We start from the raw sequence: 15245 nt of genomic DNA, 5'->3' as shown, positions 1-15245 counted from the left end.
GGCGGCTTAAACCTCCCGTTCGAAATGAGCAAGGCGCTGAGTGATCTCGCTGTGGGCGGCGCGTATCCGGTGTTCGTCCTGGGTGTCGAGCATCTGCTGGAAATAGTTCGCCAGCCCGGCGATATGCTCCCGGCCATCACCGAGGCTTTCCTGGTACAAACGGTCCAGCCGAGCCAACAGCAAGGTATTGATCTGCTGATCGCGGGGGTGCACCTTCAGCGCTTCGAGGGCGGCCAGCCGCCGGGCGATTTCTTCTGGAGGGAGGACGCCAGGGTTGTTCTCGATCACTAGCCGGCGGGTTTCGCCGTTGATGGGTAAGTGCACCTGAGCTTCGAGCAAGCCGTTGTTGTCGTAGGTGAAGCGCACATCCAGGCTGACTTCACCGGCCTTGCGCGGCGGCACCGGGATTTCCAGCTCACCCAGGAAAATGTTGTTACTCACCATCCGGCTTTCGCCCTGATAGATCCCCAGAGTGACCACTTTCTGGTTGTCACTGAGGGTGGACACGGTACGGGAACGGCTGACCGGCACCACGGTGTTGCGCTCGATGATCGGCAAGTAATGACCGCTTTGGAAACCGCCACCTTGTCGTACCGCCGTCTCGATACCCAAGGTGTAGGGGCAGACATCGGTAAGCACCACTTCTTCAAGGGAGGCATGGCGAGCCTGAAGTGCCGCCTGAATGGCCGCCCCTTGCGCGACCACTTCGTCCGGGTTGAGCTGCATCGCCGGGATTCGCCCGAACAGGGACGCCACCAGCTTGCGCACCAGCGGCATGCGTGTCGTGCCGCCCACCAGCAGTATTTCGTTCAGGTCCGCGACCTTGATCCGGGCGTCACGCATCGCGCGTTCGATCGGCGCGCGCAAGCGGTCCAGCAAGGGGCGAACGATGTCTGCAAGCTCGCCTTGAGTCAGTTCAAGGCTCCACTCACGCGTTTGCTCGCGAAGGCTAAAACGTGCGGTCTGCGCCTGCCCCAAGGCATGCCGAACCCGTTGCGCTTCACGCCGCAACCGCTGTGCCATGGCAGGCTGAGTGGTGTCGGGCAGGTCGGCGGCGCCGATTTTAGCGATGAAATGCTCCACGAGCAGGTCATCGAAGTCTTCACCGCCGAGAAAGTTGTCTCCCGCACTGGCGCGCACTTCCATGACGCCCTCGAACAGTTCCAGAATCGACACGTCAAAGGTGCCACCGCCGAGATCGAACACCAGAAAGGTCGCTTCATTTCGCTGCTGAAGGCCGTAGGCCAAGGCTGCGGCGGTCGGTTCGTTGATCAGTTTTTCAATTTTCAGCCCCGCCAGTTCGCCAGCAATGCGTGTCGCCTTGCGCTGAGCATCGCTGAAGTACGCCGGCACGCTGATCACCGCTTCGTGAACAGGCTCGCCCAAGGCGCGTTCGGCGTCGGCCTTGAGACTACGCAGCAGCATCCCCGAGAGTTCTTCGGCGCGGTAGGCGCGTGCGCCGAGCAGCGTTTCACGGGCGCTGCCCATGTAGCGTTTGAACAGCGACGCGGTGAGGTGCGGGTGGGTGTGCAAGCGCTCGCGGGCGATATCCCCGACGACCAGTTGGCCATCGTCGTCGAGGCCAACGACGCTAGGCGTGAGCAGGTTACCCAGGGCATTGGGGAGTATCCGGGCACGTTCGCCGTCCCAGGCCGCCACGAGGCTGTTGGTGGTGCCCAGGTCGATACCAATGATCACAATCACTTTTCCTTAAATGACGCGGCCGGGCAGTGGAGCACTTGGGTCGCAGGGTCAGTCATCACAGTCGTACCGGCGGTACGCAAATCCACGGTTTGGGTTATCGGCAGAACTGGCGGTAGCTTTAACCCGGCGCGGAGAGAAATGGGGACGGAGAAATGGGGACGGATCTGTTTTCTGGGTTCTACGGGCGCGAACTTTTCTACCGTGGAAACCGAAGCCGACTTTTTCAACACAATCGACCCGAAGCCGACGTTAGAGCAGCGTAAATAAATCCGTCCCCTTTCGTCCTTTTGGTCTCGTTTCTTGCCACCGGATTTCAGGTTGCTCACCGAGCACTCCGATAGCATCAGGCAATACTAAAATCCAATCCGGCATAGTCCCCTACCTCTCTGCGCCCTAGCATGGCCTCACCTTATGTCTTCAGGAGTGCGTCCCATGGGTGCAGAAAAAACCATTTTTATCACCGGTGTCAGTAGCGGCTTTGGCCAGGCCCTGGCTAAGGAAGCTCTCGCCCAGGGCCATCGAGTGATCGGCACTGTTCGCAGTGAATCCTCTCTGGCAACCTTCCAGGCGCTCTCGCCTGAGCGGGCCCATGGTGTGGTGCTGGACGTTACCCACTTTGATGCCATCGACGCCGTGGTCGCCGTTGTTGAGGACCAGTATGGACCGGTGGATGTGCTGGTTAACAACGCAGGTTATGGCCACGAGGGGATTTTCGAGGAGTCGCCGTTAGCGCAAATGCGCCGCCAGTTCGACGTCAATGTATTCGGCGCGGTGGCGATGGCCAAGGCGTTTGTGCAGTATTTTCGCCAGCGGCGGGCGGGGCATATCCTCAATATCACGTCCATGGGCGGCTATATCACCATGCCGGGCATTGCTTATTACTGCGCCAGCAAATTTGCGCTGGAGGGCATCTCTGACACGTTGAGCAAGGAGCTTGCACCCTTCAATATTTTTGTCACGGCCGTGGCGCCGGGGTCGTTCCGAACGGACTGGGCAGGCCGTTCGATGCAACGTACGCCGCGCAGCATCAGTGACTACGATGCGACTTTCGACCCGGTGCGAAAAGCCCGTGAGGAAAAAAGCGGCCATCAACTGGGCGATCCGCAGAAAGCCGCACGCGCGATGCTGACGATTATCGCCAGCCCCAACCCGCCGGCTCACCTGCTGTTGGGCAGCGATGCCGTGGCGCTGGTGCGTGACAAACTGCAGCGGACGGCGGAGAGTATTGAGCAATGGGAGGCGCTTAGCTGTTCTACCGATGGCTGAGCATAAAAGTGGAGAACGTGCAGTCGATGCCGAAACCCAAGGACCCGAGCACAGCGCGTATGGTGCAGTTGATGGGCCAGCTTGCACCGCTGGAGGGTTACAACCTGAGTCCGCTGGATGATGTGCGTTTTCTGCGTTCCAACCGGCCGCTGACGCGCACGCCGGTTTTGTATGAACCGGGCATCGTCATTCTCTGTCAGGGGCAGAAACGCGGCTATCTGGGTGATGAAGTTTACGTCTATGACGCCCAGCATTATCTGGTGGTGTCGGTGCCAGTGCCTTTTACAATGGAGACCGACGCTAGCGAGGCGCAGCCAATGCTGGCGGTGTACCTGCGTCTGGATTTCGCGCTGGCCGGCGAGCTGATTCAGCAGGTCGATGAGGTATGGAACATCAGCGTGGCTCAGCCTATGGGCATGTACGCCTCACCCATGGATGAACCGCTACGTCAGTCGACCCTGCATTTTCTGGAAGTCATGGGCGACCGCACCGACGCACAAATCCTCGGCCCGGCGATGCTGCGTGAACTCTACTACCGCGTCCTTACCGGCGAACAAGGCGGCACCCTGCGCGCGGCCATCGCCCAGCAGGGTCAGTTCGGCAAGGTGACGCGTGCCATTCACAAAATCCACCGCTGTTACCACGAGCATCTGGATGTAGAAGCCCTGGCCCAGGAAGCGCAGATGAGCGTGCCTAACTTTCATCTGCATTTTCGCAAGGTGACCGATTCCTCGCCTATGCAGTACCTCAAGTCGACGCGGTTGCATCAAGCGCGATTACTGATGCTGCGTAACGACCTGACAGCGGCCAAATCGGCATTTCTGGTGGGCTATGAAAGTGCTTCGCAATTTAGCCGCGACTTCAAGCGCCTCTTCGGCCGCACACCCATAGCGGAAGTGGCGTGGATGAAACAGACTTATGCGTTGCCGGCACCGACAATCCCGTCGCCCTTCGTGTCATCACACTGAGCTTCAATCAATCCTGTCTTGCCCGGCGCCAGTAGGCTTGGGAACGCCGTGCTGTTTCAGTCTGCGGAGAAAGGGGACGGATCTGTTTTCTGGGTTCTAAATGTCGGCTTCTGGCCCCCCCAGAGTGTCTACTTAATCAGGGTCGATTCAATCGCGTTACGCTGGGCGTTTGTTGCAACTCCAGCCCTTCCAAGGGTAAGCCTATCTTCGCACCGTCTACGAGTTCGCCGGCGGCCAAGTCGAAGGGCAATACCCATAAACGCAAATCTTTAGTGAAGGCGAAGGGCTCCAAGGCCTCGGCAAAGCGATCGTGCTTCGGGTAAATCAGCACCATGTCTCCTATACCTTCCAAGTAGCGTTGGCCGTAGGCGAACATCTGGTAGAAGTCGCTTTGTTTCAGGCCATACTTATCGTCCGGGTCTGCGCCGTCGAGCAGCTTCCACTTTGCGTCCAGAATCCAAGTGCTGGCTGCATGCTTGAGCAAGAAGTCCGGCCTGAGTTGAAATAGAGGTTTGCCTTGATGTTTGCATAGCGAATATCTGGATGGCTGAGCCGATAGCGTGACGGCTGAGGGTAAATTTCGACGCAGCATCGCCTCGACGTAGCGTTCGAATAGCTTCTCCATGGGGAACAGCAGGCTGATACCGTGCCAGTCACCACTCACAGCCAGTGGCGACTGTTCACCCAGGATCAGTTCGCACCAGGGTTTTATCGGCTGGTAGTGCGCCATCAGCCGGTCGGTGCGCCACCGTTTGAGGTCCTGGCTGATACTGCGGCTGGGAGTCACTTCATGCAGTAGGTGACGCAACTCATGGGCCAGTCGCCAATTGTCAGGATCTCGCGTGAATTCGCACACCCGTTCCAGAGCCTTACGCAGCAGACGGTTCTCCGGACCGTCAGGTTGGAAAACGTCGTAGCGAATTTGGAACAGGTGTTCACGCCCGGGCGGTTGGCGCATCTGCGCCACCACATTGAGCTGCCCACGCAGGAACTGCTGCTGTTCTTCGATGTTGCGATAGTCGAAGCGCATGCCGCGTTTGACAAGATGATCCAGCGCCTGAAGGAAGTGACGCATTAACCATTCAGGTAAAGGTGTGTCGAATAGTTCAAGACTCGCCGTGCTTGCCTGGCGTACAGGCAAGTCCAACGCAACCTGAATCATTTTCTGCAAAAGCGCCCGGCTTTCTTTCAAGCAATCGTTTTGGTGCCTATGCTTGGGAAGGATTTCCAGCCTTGTGCCGCAAGGCGTTTCAACAATGCCGACGTAATTGTCCAGCTTCAGCGACCGCTGGCCGTTGCGTTGAACCAGCGGCGCACCATTTGTCTTAAAGGAGGCGCTCAGTTCACATAGCCAGTCGAATGCACTGATGGATACCTGCGCACGGTCCAGTGTGGACCTTATAGGTTCGGTGGTAAGTAGCGCGTGCTCACGAACCGTTACGCTGCTCACAGGTTGACCGCGTCCAGCTCGGACGCGGGTATGGTCTGTTCGTGCACAGCAGCGATCAAACTCCGATACGCAGACGTTCGATTGAACGCCTGCTGATTGATTCGCCAAGGCATGTTATGGGTGGAAACGGGTACTTTGTCGCCGAACAACACACTGAAGTCTGCCTTTGACTGGTAAACGAAGTGGTCTGCACGGTCCACTTTACGGTGATCATTGAGGACCCATTGAATACGCTGCCAATCCTCAAAGAAATACTCCTGCAACAGCGGCAGTACCTGATTGCGGAAAATCGAGGCCAGACGCTCCATGGTCGGTTCTAGTATCAAGGGCATGAAGTAGGCGTGGCCGAGGCAATGGTCACGATCGAGAAGCACCTCAATCCGCTCGTTCATCACAGAAAGCAGGTCCGCGATGTTGATACCACTTACCGTTACGTTGCGCAGTAGAGCTGGTTGGGGGGGCATCTCCTTAAAGCTGAACCGTCGCCGCAGTGCGATATCCAGCCCTGCCAACGAACGGTCGGCGGTGTTCATGGTGCCGATCAGGTACACATTGGATGGCACGCTGAATTGAGCCTTGGAGTAGGGTAGCTGCACATGCAAAGCCTCCTCGGCACCGGCGCGCTTCGAGGGCTCCAGCAGAGTGATCAGTTCACCAAAGATCCGGGAAATATTGCCACGGTTGATTTCATCGATTATCAGCACATGAGGTTGATGTGCGGTCGCCGCAGTCGCAGTTAAAGGAGCTGCTTCGAGGACAATACCTGCTTCCTGCAGTGCCTGTTGCAACGCAGGCCATTTGATACGAGCCAAGGGATAGACCGTTTTCTGGGTCAGGCTGGTATCACCATTCAGGGCGAGAATATCGAAGTTAATGTGCTTGGCCAGCCAGCGCACCGGTAATACGTGTACGAAGTCCTCGCGCAGATGAGGCTCCTGGTGTTCATCGAGGCGGTACTCACCGGTTACCACACCCACGCCGCAAATGGACGTCTTGCTCTTGAGGCACAACAAAATATCGCCCGGCAGGATTTCGTTGCCGAACATATTCAAAGAGCTTTGATCGTTGGTGCCGAGTTTGTGAGCGGGGTCGGCCAGATTGGCGTTACGAATATCTCCGACTTTATTCCAGCCGATTCGCGCTTCACCGTGTTCAAAGCAGTAGTTTCGCGTCTCGCTTGGTCCCGCGTCATCAATGGATATTTTCCACACCCGTGCATGCTCGCGGACACCCACCTTGTGTTCATAGGCTTTGTCGCGGACGGCATCCTCGCACAGCTTGCGAAAGATGCCGGGCTCAACGTCATAGCGAATGCCACCGGCCGCTTGATCGTCACCTTCGACCGGCAACGCGCGTATACCCTCCACAAAGTCTTCGTAGCTGAAGCTTTGGTGAAAGGTCACGAAGCGAACTCTTTCCTCGTTGGAGAATTCATCGAAACGCGCCTTCAGTTTCGCTCGATCACCTACTGCGCCACGAAGGAAATCCGGATCGAGAATTTCCAGAGTTGCTTCGATGGTGGCGTAGGTTTTGCCAGTACCAGGTGGGCCGAACAAGATCTGGTTCAGAGGTGTGGGCATGGTTACATTGAGCTCTTCTGTGAAGGGGGGTCGGGGTTCTGTAGCAGCGTCGTCCAATTCATAGGCTTCGCAGAACGCTTCAAGGTCGCGAAGATTTTTGAACGTAACCAAAAGAGCTTCAGATCCTTGCACAAGCGGTGGTGCACAGGTGGCCAAGCCGGAGTGGCGGGTACGTTCGCGGGGATAAGGCTCTGTAGAAAAGGGCGTAACTACTTGCTGCCAAGCCCCTGGTGAGACGAATGCGCAAAGCTCTTTCTTCTCCCGCACCAATGCTAACGGCCTACCATTGCCCAAGGTAAAGCCCGCTATTTTTTGAGTCGTGTTGATCGCTTCAAACCGGTCAGGCTGGCTGTTGAGAAAGCCCAACGCTTGTTCAGGCAGACTTTGCTCATGTAGCCAGCGCTGCGCCTTATCCCAGAGGCGATCGGAGTAGGCAAACAGGCTCTCATCGTTACGATTGGCTATCAACTGCTGGTGTAGAGCTGCAAGGTTTTCCTTGTAGCTGGCCTTCTCACCAAGAGCGGCACGTAGGTCTCTTGCGGCGAAGATGCCAAGGATTTGGGGACGCTCTCGGTCTTGGTAAAGGAAGGCGATTTTCCATTTGAACACCGGTCCGAGATCGACCGTCTCGATTACATCCAGATCACCCTCGCGGGCGGCGTTTGCTACGGTGACAATCAACCCGCGCACGAGAGCAAAAGCTTCGTGCGCACTGTCGCCGTATTTGTTCAGCCAAGCATGGTCTTTGGTAAAGCTATGGTGCGGGCTGCGCTTTTCCTCTTTGTCCAAGCGTGAGAACACACCAAACTTGAAAGATGAACCACCCCAGATCGAGCCCAAAGATTCGGTGTGCTTTTCCAGCCAGCGGCAGAAGTAGTCATCTGTGCCTGCCTGGCTGTATTGATTCAGCGTCATGGTTGGCAAGGATTCGAGCGGCCAGCGCTCAAGGAATGCGGTCCAGATCTTTTCGCGCTCCGCAATGGGTTCATGCATTCAACCATTTCCTTTTGGTGAGAGACTTTGTGCTTCAACACATAACTTGAACCTGCTGAAAAAACAACAACGCCGTTGACTACCCTCTTTGTCCAGCAATTTTAAGTGGTTAATGGTTGCTTCCGAGGTAATAGAGAAGGCCCGCTTGGGGTCGGTTGCTGTCGGTGGGCACGGAACGCTTTCAATCCAATTACCGTCTGGGAAACCGAGCACCACTTAACTCGTTGCCCCGTTCGTTCCTGTAACATGCCAGGCCCCACCACCACGAGCTTTGAAAATGGATTCTCACTCGATTCTGACGTTTACATTGGTCGCCGCGATTGCCATTGCCAGCCCAGGGCCTGCGACCTTGATGGCGATCAACAATAGCCTGGCCCATGGGCAGCGCAGCGCCATATGGTCATCGCTCGGCAACGCCAGTGGCCTGTTCTGCCTGTCGTCCGCTGCCATGCTGGGGCTGGGGGCGCTGCTTGCCAGTTCCGAATGGCTGTTCAACGCGGTGAAGTTCATCGGTGCCGGTTATTTGTTCTATCTGGGCATCAGACAATTGTTCAAAAAGGGCCCGATGCTCCCGGACGGGATTCAGGACGACTTGAAGGAAAGCCGGCCGACTCGTTCCAAACTGTACAAAGCGGCCTTCCTGACGGCGGTGACCAACCCCAAGGCGACGATGTTTTTCACCGCGTTGTTCCCGCAGTTCATCGATCAGAGTGCGGCATTGCTACCGCAATTTCTGATCCTCACCTCGATCTTCATGGCATTGTCGGTGTCGTCCCTGAGCCTCTATGCCGCGCTCGCCTCGCGGGCCAAGGGTGTGCTAACCCGGCCTGCGCTATCCCGTTGGGTCAGCCGGGTGGTGGGGTCGACATTTATCGGTTTTGGTGCTGCTATCCTGACCATGCGGCGGCAGGCGGCGTAGGGGCGTCGGGCTTGTAACTCCGGTAACAGGGGAAGGCTGATAAGGCGAGAATGGTACGTCTTGAGCCGAGTCGAAGATGGCGCAATTCAAGCCGTGGCCACGTCACTAAATGCCCTGAATGAAAAAAGCCCGCGCCACTGATGCCCAACTCACCGCATGGCGTTGATGGATCGTCAATACAACGTGTGCGCACTTAACCCCGAATGCTGGAATGCCCCGATTAAAAAATGATTCGATTCGATCGGATCTTTTCGCCGAAAGTCCCACTGCTTGAGGGGTGGAAGGCGGTGATCCGTATTCGATCAGCTTTTCTCCCGATGGAGTAGACGTGTTCGAGATGGCGCCTAACACGCCCGAGAGAGAACACTGGACTCTCAACGAGGGTGTCGTTTGCGTCATACCGAAGGACTATCCAAAGGAATGCAGCCAGGTAAAGGTGGTTGACAATGAGTACTGGTTTGTTGATCCCAAAAGCGGGAAAGTCAATGCGCACTTGAAGCTCAAGCCATGATTTGCGGTGCATTCCGGGGTGGTGAAGTCCAGTCAGGCTAATGCGGAGTGGGTCCTGAGCCAGCACAGAAAAAAGGGGGACTGATTTATTTAATTGAAAATAGATCCGTCCCCGTTTTGCTCGAAATCGCAATGTACGCCGAGCACGGAGCGGTGAGTCCGGCGCTGGGAAGATGAAGCCCTATTGGAAGAAATGCGGCTTCGGCTGAGCAAAGCACCGGAGATGATGCGAGTGCGAGAACGGACGGTTGAGCATCCTTTCGGGACGCTCGAACAATGGCCGGGGTGCGTGCGGAGATAAGCTTGAATGTGCTCGCCTACAATTTTAAACGGGTTATGAAAATCATCGGTGCCAACGGTTTGATGAAAGCGTTGACGACCTGAAAAGCCTGATTTTGGCCCATCCCAGAGGCTGGAAAAACAGCATTGACGTGCTCCAGGACGCTACCGATGCAATCCATGGCATCGACCGAGGGATAGCCCCGTCAACGAACGTCGAGGATCGAGGAATCCCAAGCCCATGAGCGTTTTTACACACTCTGGGCCGAAAGCAGACCGAGAAAGCTCAATTCAGTCGGGATTACGTGCGCCTGTTCGGCTTGCCGCCGGCAAAGGACACCGCACGAATCATGGGAGCGGATAGGGCTCCAAATCATTGACTGGTAGCTGATGCCTGCTCAAGCCCTGCAGTTCTGGCTTGCTACGAAACATCAAGATCTTTGGATGCGTATCAACATAGCGACGTATTTCCAGTGGCGTAGTCAGCGGGGTGTACCCATAGATCTCGTCCAGCACGCCTAGGGTCTCGATGCTGGGATGTCCTTTCCAGAAGCTTTTACTCAGGTCTCAGCAAATGCGCAATGAGCGTCCCATTACCCGCTCTACCTTGTTAGAGCAGGCGGGTACGGGATGAGTGACTGCAAAACGCTACTCTGCCAACTGTAACCGCAACCGGCTTCGATGGGATAAGCCTGCTTGCAAGGCAAATGCAACTATCACGGTAGAGGGCGCGGAAAAGCTGCTCAGGCCGCCGCCGGAAAACATCAACGCAAGACCCAATGCAGTGGCGCCAAACCAGGCCGTCAGGCCCACCGGGTTAAACGCGACCACCCGTTCGAGCGCTGCCACGTCACTGCGTCCGTAGACAATCTGCGCCAAGGCCACACCCACCCAGGCCACCACGAAAATCCCCTGATAGGCCAACGCCTTGAGGATGTAGGCAAACACGTCCGCGAGCATCAAGCCGTAGACGATCACCCCCACCGCCACTGCCCACATCAGGTACGAACCGCGAAGGCCAAATCGACCAAAGAACGCCTGCATGTTCAGGGTCGCCAAGTAATAGTTGGCGGTGTTGATCCGGGTTTGCGTGGCCCAGACAAACAACAATCCCCACAGGCCCATCAACTGCAAAATCGCCATCACCACCGAGACTTCGTTCAGCGCGCCTTCGTGGGGAATGCTGCTGACCAGGTAAATGCCCGCCGCGCCGTTGAGCAGAAACGTCACCGCGTAGAACGGCATGCCGAAGTTCCAGCAACCGTGGTACTCGGCGTCTTCAGGCTTGCCGAAACGCGCATAGTCGAAGGTGAACAGCATCAACACCCAGACGCCCATGTAGGCGACAAAACAGTCCCACCAGCCGAATGCAGCAGGCGTTGCCGGGCCGAAATCCAGCCATTGCGGCTGGTAGCCATATCGGCTGATCGATAGCCCCACCGCCACCAGCAAACCACCGAGGTACACCGGCAGCAGCACGCCGTTGAGCTTGTCCAGCCAGTGCTGCACGCTGCCCAGGATCATCGGCACGCTGTAGAGCACCACCGCCAATGCCGCCAGCGGATAGACCAGTTCCGGGTACAGGTGATTGAGCGCGACGGCGATCACCGAACCTTCGAACACCGCGTAATAGATCGCGGTCGAAAAGAAGATCAACGTCGCCAGGCACGCCCCGGTACTGCCGAACAACAGCCGTGAAAACAACGCCACCGACAAACCGCTGCGAATCGCAAAGCGGCTGAGCACGCTGTTGACCAGTCCATAACAAATCACCGACAGGACCATGCCGATCAGCGCATTGCGTGCACCGAACGACAACGCCAATGAAGCCCCCACCACGATGTAAAACATCGCACTGCACACCGCCCACCAGGCCATGGTCAGGGACAGTCGACCCATGCGCGCTTCGGTGGGAACAGGGTGATGCGCCGGATCTTGCCCGGTTTGACTCGATTGCGATAAAGCAGCCATATGCGTGAACTCCAAAACCAGTCAAAGGTTGAAGCGCGGGCAGCCGTCACCGCACCGAAGTGCGGCGTTGGCGTACCGTTTGGCATGGCCCGCGCTAGACGGCGGGCAGAATCAGGAAGGGAACAGCTTGCTCAGGCAACTGAGTTTTTTCTTATAGGAACGTCGCGCGTCCAGCGCCTCTTCGAGGGTTACCGCGACAAAGCGGGCCTTCTGGTTGGGTTGCATCTGGCCGATCAAATCGAGGTCGGCGCTGATCACCGTGCCAATCATCGCGTAGCCGCCACCGGACACCGCATCCCGGTGCAGCACGATGGGTTCGAGCCCGGCGGGCACCTGGATCGAGCCGATCGGGTAGCAACTGTCGACGATGTTCGACGGATCGGAACCGGCGCCGAACGGCTGCTCCCGGGGCTGAAAGCTCAGCGCGCTGCCGCCCTTGAAGCGATAGCCGATGCGGTCGGCTTCCGAACCGACTGTCCATGGCTCGGCGAAAAAACACGCTGCCGCCGATTCGGTCAAGCGGTGGTAGTACAGACCGGGCACCACCCGCAGGGTGATTTCGCCACCCAAGGATTGCCGTAACGCCATGGGCAAACTGGCCCCGGCGTGACTCTTGCCACTGGCGATGCCCACCGGTAATTCGTCGCCGGCCATCAGGCGTCGCCCCTGAAAACCTCCGAGCGCGCCCAGCGCATAGGTGGAGCGACTGCCGAGCACCACCGGCACATCAATGCCGCCGGCCACCGCCACATAAGTGCGGGCACCCGCCTTGGGAAAGTCAAAGCGCAGCACTTGCCCGGCCTTCACGGTGAACGCCGTGTCGTGGTGCATTTCCACGCCATCGACCCGTGGCGTCATGTGCGCGCCGCTGACCGCCACCAATGCATCCTGCTGAAATTCCAACTCAGGCCCGAGCAGCGTGCATTCCAGCGCCGCCGAACCCGCCGAGTTGCCAACCAATTGATTGGCCGCGCTCAAGGCGTATTGATCAAGCGCGCCGGACGGTGGAATGCCCAAGTGGTAATACCCTTCGCGGCCCAGGTCTTGTACTGAAGTGGCGAGGCCGGGTTTGAGGACCTTGATCATGCCAACACCTCCTGCAACGACTTGGGATAGCCAACGGGATCGGCCAGGAACGCGTCCAGCGAAAACTCCACCGGCCGAATCCGCAGATCAAAGCGACCGGCTTCCACTTCGGCCACCGCGTGGTCGTAGGCTTCACGGTCCATCGGTTTGAACTGCACGATGTCGCCCGGGCGGAAAAACACCATGTGTTCTTTCAGGTACGCAAGGTTCTGTTGCGGGTCGTAGATCGGCGCGGGCGTGACGCCAAACATCTGATAACCGCCGGCACCACGCACTGAGTAAATGCAACCAAAGCAACCGCCGTGACCCAGGGTCAATTTCGGTGTGTCGGTGCGCGGGCGCAGGTACTTGGGCACCTGCAACTGACGCTCGCGCTCGACCATCTGGAACATGAACGGCAGCCCGGCAACAAAGCCGACCATCGAGACAAACCACGGCGCGCCACTGTGGGCCGCGATGAACGCATCGACGTCGGCCAGACCGTTGATCCGTGCGGCGTATTCCAGGTCCGTGGCGCTCGGGTCTTGATGGCGGTCGCGAAAACGCATCAGGGTTTCGTGGGTCCAGGGATCCTTGTAGAGCACCGGAATCTCGATAATCCGCGTCTGTAACGTCCGCTCGGCAACGGCGCCGGCCTCGGCGATTTTTACCGCGTCGAGCAAGGTGTAAGGGGCGATGCGATCCGGGTCGAAACGAATCTGGAATGACGCGTTAGCCAGGCAGATATCGAGCACGCCATCCAGCGCCAGGCGTTCCACGGCGCGGGTGACGGCCAGGCCTTTGAAGAACGCGTCCAGGGACATGCTGTCGCTGACTTCGGCAAACAAATGCTCATCGGCGCCAAAACTGTAGCGGATGGGAGTACTCATGCTTCACCTCCGCTGCGGCGCTCGGCCAGCCAGGTTTCCAGGGTGCCTGTGTGAAAGTCGGCGCTGTGCAGCCAAGGTTGTTCCAGCAATTCACCGTGCAGTGCCAAGGTGTTGGCCATGCCGGTGAGTGTGGTGTGCGCCACCGCCATTCGCGCTCGGGCCAGGGCTTCGGCGCGATCCGCACCGTGAACAATCAGTTTGGCCAGCAGCGAGTCATAGTACGGCGGCACGCGGTAGCCTTGATAGAGATGCGTATCAACGCGAATGCCCTCGCCGTTCGGCCAGATCAGTTCCTCGACCAGGCCTGGACTCGGGAAGAACTCGCGCGTCGGGTCTTCAGCGTTCAGGCGCATTTGCAGGGCCGCGCCGTTGAGGCGGATGTCGCTTTGCTTGAAGCCCAGCGGCTCGCCGCCTGCGATGCGCAACATGGCCTGGACCAGGTCGATGCCCGTGATCAGTTCGCTGACCGGGTGCTCCACCTGAATCCGCGTGTTCATCTCGATAAAGAAGAACTCACCGGTAGCCTCGTCATACAGGTATTCCAGGGTGCCGGCGCCCTTGTAGCCCAGGGATTCGGTGAGGCGCACGGCGCTGGCGCACAGCGTTTCCCGTTGCTGCTGGCTGAGGACTGGCGACGGCGCTTCTTCGAAGATTTTCTGCCGGCGCCGTTGCAGCGAACACTCGCGCTCAAACAAATGCACGGCGTGCTGGCCGTCGCCCAGCACCTGCACTTCAATATGCCGGGCACGGCTGATAAACCGCTCCAGGTACACCGCGCCATTGCCAAACGCCGCTTGGGCTTCGCGCTGGGAACGGGGGAATTCGGCGCTCAGTTGCTCGACGTTTTCCGCCAGCCGAATACCGCGCCCGCCGCCACCGGCCGACGCTTTGATCAACAGCGGGAAGCCAACGGATTGGGCCGCCTCGAGCGCCGACTCAACGTCGAACAGTTCGCCCGGCGAACCCGGCACCACCGGCACGCCAGCGGCTTGCGCCGTGCGCCGCGCCTCGGCTTTATCGCCCATGCGCCGGATCGTCTGCGCGCTGGGGCCGACGAAAATGGCGCCGGCCGCCACCACGGCTTCGGCGAAATCGGCGTTCTCCGACAGAAAGCCGTAACCGGGATGCACGGCGTTGGCGCCCGTGGTGTTCAAGGCGCCGAGCAACGCTTCGACGTTCAGGTAACTTTTGTCGGCACGGGCCGGGCCGAGAATGTGCACCTCATCGGCCATGCGCGCAGCCTGGGAATCGACGTCCGCCTCGCTGCACGCGGCAACGGTGGGAATGCCCAGTTCCTTGGCCGCGCGGATAATCCGCACGGCGATCTCGCCACGGTTGGCGATCAGCAATTTACGAATGGCGTGGGTCATGATCGCGCCCTCACTCGTCGTCGAGTGTTGCAACGACTTGACCCGGCTCCACCGGATCACCGTCTTCTACCAAAAAAGCACTGAGACGACCGGCCGTACCGGCGGTCAGTTCGGAGAACTGCTTCATGACCTCGATCAAGCCAATCACCGTGTCGGCGCTGACCTGCGCGCCGACTTCGACGAAGTTCGCCGATTCCGGGCTAGCTTTGCGATAGAAAGTCCCCGGCAACGGGGTGATTACAGTGTGTTCGGCCATGTCTGTTCCTCTTGGAATAGTTGT

12 protein-coding genes and 1 pseudogene are annotated in these 15245 nt (G+C 58.2%); 4 read left to right on the top strand and 9 right to left on the bottom strand.

What is annotated here, in order from left to right:
* Positions 1-6: 6 nt before the first annotated feature.
* Both ACLH0J_RS13840 and ACLH0J_RS13835 read right to left on the bottom strand, forming a co-directional pair.
* Positions 7-1698: an Hsp70 family protein gene (locus ACLH0J_RS13840; RefSeq protein WP_411392412.1), complete on the bottom strand. Its 1692-nt coding sequence runs from the start codon at positions 1696-1698 to the stop codon at positions 7-9.
* A 2-nt stretch (positions 1699-1700) separates the two neighbouring features.
* Positions 1701-2030, bottom strand: a complete 330-nt coding sequence (locus ACLH0J_RS13835) for a hypothetical protein (RefSeq protein WP_411392411.1) — start codon at positions 2028-2030, stop codon at positions 1701-1703.
* A 106-nt stretch (positions 2031-2136) separates the two neighbouring features.
* On the opposite strand from ACLH0J_RS13835, the gene ACLH0J_RS13830 reads away from it, so the two are divergent.
* The gene (locus tag ACLH0J_RS13830) at positions 2137-2970 is read left to right on the top strand and encodes an oxidoreductase (protein ID WP_411392410.1); all 834 of its coding nucleotides are present in this window, start codon (positions 2137-2139) and stop codon (positions 2968-2970) included.
* A 26-nt stretch (positions 2971-2996) separates the two neighbouring features.
* Complete coding sequence (locus ACLH0J_RS13825; protein WP_411392409.1) at positions 2997-3938, top strand: AraC family transcriptional regulator N-terminal domain-containing protein; 942 nt, start codon at positions 2997-2999, stop codon at positions 3936-3938.
* Between the two features lie 136 nt (positions 3939-4074).
* Here the strand turns inward: ACLH0J_RS13825 and ACLH0J_RS13820 are convergent, their stop codons facing one another.
* Together ACLH0J_RS13820 and ACLH0J_RS13815 are read right to left on the bottom strand one after the other, a co-directional pair.
* Complete coding sequence (locus ACLH0J_RS13820; protein WP_411392408.1) at positions 4075-5388, bottom strand: McrC family protein; 1314 nt, start codon at positions 5386-5388, stop codon at positions 4075-4077.
* On the bottom strand, positions 5385-7961 hold the full coding sequence (locus ACLH0J_RS13815) for an AAA family ATPase (RefSeq protein ID WP_411392407.1): 2577 nt from the start codon (positions 7959-7961) through the stop codon (positions 5385-5387). The genes ACLH0J_RS13820 and ACLH0J_RS13815 overlap by 4 nt, the downstream gene beginning before the upstream one ends.
* A 277-nt stretch (positions 7962-8238) precedes the next feature.
* On the opposite strand from ACLH0J_RS13815, the gene ACLH0J_RS13810 reads away from it, so the two are divergent.
* Together ACLH0J_RS13810 and ACLH0J_RS13805 are read left to right on the top strand one after the other, a co-directional pair.
* Entirely contained in the window at positions 8239-8880 is a 642-nt protein-coding gene (locus ACLH0J_RS13810) for a LysE family translocator (protein WP_052964729.1), read from the top strand.
* Between the two features lie 634 nt (positions 8881-9514).
* Positions 9515-9774, top strand: a pseudogene (locus ACLH0J_RS13805) (IS5/IS1182 family transposase); the annotation flags it as partial.
* A gap of 543 nt (positions 9775-10317) precedes the next feature.
* On the opposite strand, the gene ACLH0J_RS13800 reads toward ACLH0J_RS13805, so the two are convergent.
* From ACLH0J_RS13800 to ACLH0J_RS13780, 5 genes are all read right to left on the bottom strand, one after another.
* Entirely contained in the window at positions 10318-11640 is a 1323-nt protein-coding gene (locus tag ACLH0J_RS13800) for a purine-cytosine permease family protein (RefSeq protein ID WP_411392406.1), read from the bottom strand.
* Between the two features lie 111 nt (positions 11641-11751).
* Positions 11752-12726, bottom strand: coding sequence for a biotin-dependent carboxyltransferase family protein (locus ACLH0J_RS13795; RefSeq protein WP_411392405.1), 975 nt, complete (start codon positions 12724-12726; stop codon positions 11752-11754).
* Positions 12723-13595, bottom strand: coding sequence for a 5-oxoprolinase subunit B family protein (locus ACLH0J_RS13790; RefSeq protein ID WP_411392404.1), 873 nt, complete (start codon positions 13593-13595; stop codon positions 12723-12725). Before ACLH0J_RS13790 ends, ACLH0J_RS13795 begins: the two co-directional genes overlap by 4 nt.
* Positions 13592-14965 carry an acetyl-CoA carboxylase biotin carboxylase subunit gene (locus tag ACLH0J_RS13785; protein WP_411392403.1) on the bottom strand — a complete coding sequence of 458 codons (1374 nt, stop codon included), beginning with the start codon at positions 14963-14965 and terminating at the stop codon, positions 13592-13594. The genes ACLH0J_RS13790 and ACLH0J_RS13785 overlap by 4 nt, the downstream gene beginning before the upstream one ends.
* A gap of 10 nt (positions 14966-14975) precedes the next feature.
* On the bottom strand, positions 14976-15221 hold the full coding sequence (locus ACLH0J_RS13780) for an acetyl-CoA carboxylase (protein ID WP_092474930.1): 246 nt from the start codon (positions 15219-15221) through the stop codon (positions 14976-14978).
* Between the last annotated feature and the right edge of the window lie 24 nt (positions 15222-15245).

The organism is Pseudomonas sp. MPB23, from assembly GCF_046605395.1.
GTDB lineage: Bacteria > Pseudomonadota > Gammaproteobacteria > Pseudomonadales > Pseudomonadaceae > Aquipseudomonas.
Note: the sequence above shows the minus strand (reverse complement) of the source record. Positions and strands in the feature narration are given on the sequence as shown.

Coding starts and splice junctions, on each gene's coding strand:
- ACLH0J_RS13790 (WP_411392404.1), bottom strand. CDS start 13,595: ATGAGTACTCCCATCCGCTACAGTTTTGGCGCCGATGAGCATTTGTTT.
- ACLH0J_RS13800 (WP_411392406.1), bottom strand. CDS start 11,640: ATGGCTGCTTTATCGCAATCGAGTCAAACCGGGCAAGATCCGGCGCAT.
- ACLH0J_RS13825 (WP_411392409.1), top strand. CDS start 2,997: ATGCCGAAACCCAAGGACCCGAGCACAGCGCGTATGGTGCAGTTGATG.
- ACLH0J_RS13780 (WP_092474930.1), bottom strand. CDS start 15,221: ATGGCCGAACACACTGTAATCACCCCGTTGCCGGGGACTTTCTATCGC.
- ACLH0J_RS13815 (WP_411392407.1), bottom strand. CDS start 7,961: ATGCATGAACCCATTGCGGAGCGCGAAAAGATCTGGACCGCATTCCTT.
- ACLH0J_RS13810 (WP_052964729.1), top strand. CDS start 8,239: ATGGATTCTCACTCGATTCTGACGTTTACATTGGTCGCCGCGATTGCC.
- ACLH0J_RS13785 (WP_411392403.1), bottom strand. CDS start 14,965: ATGACCCACGCCATTCGTAAATTGCTGATCGCCAACCGTGGCGAGATC.
- ACLH0J_RS13795 (WP_411392405.1), bottom strand. CDS start 12,726: ATGATCAAGGTCCTCAAACCCGGCCTCGCCACTTCAGTACAAGACCTG.
- ACLH0J_RS13830 (WP_411392410.1), top strand. CDS start 2,137: ATGGGTGCAGAAAAAACCATTTTTATCACCGGTGTCAGTAGCGGCTTT.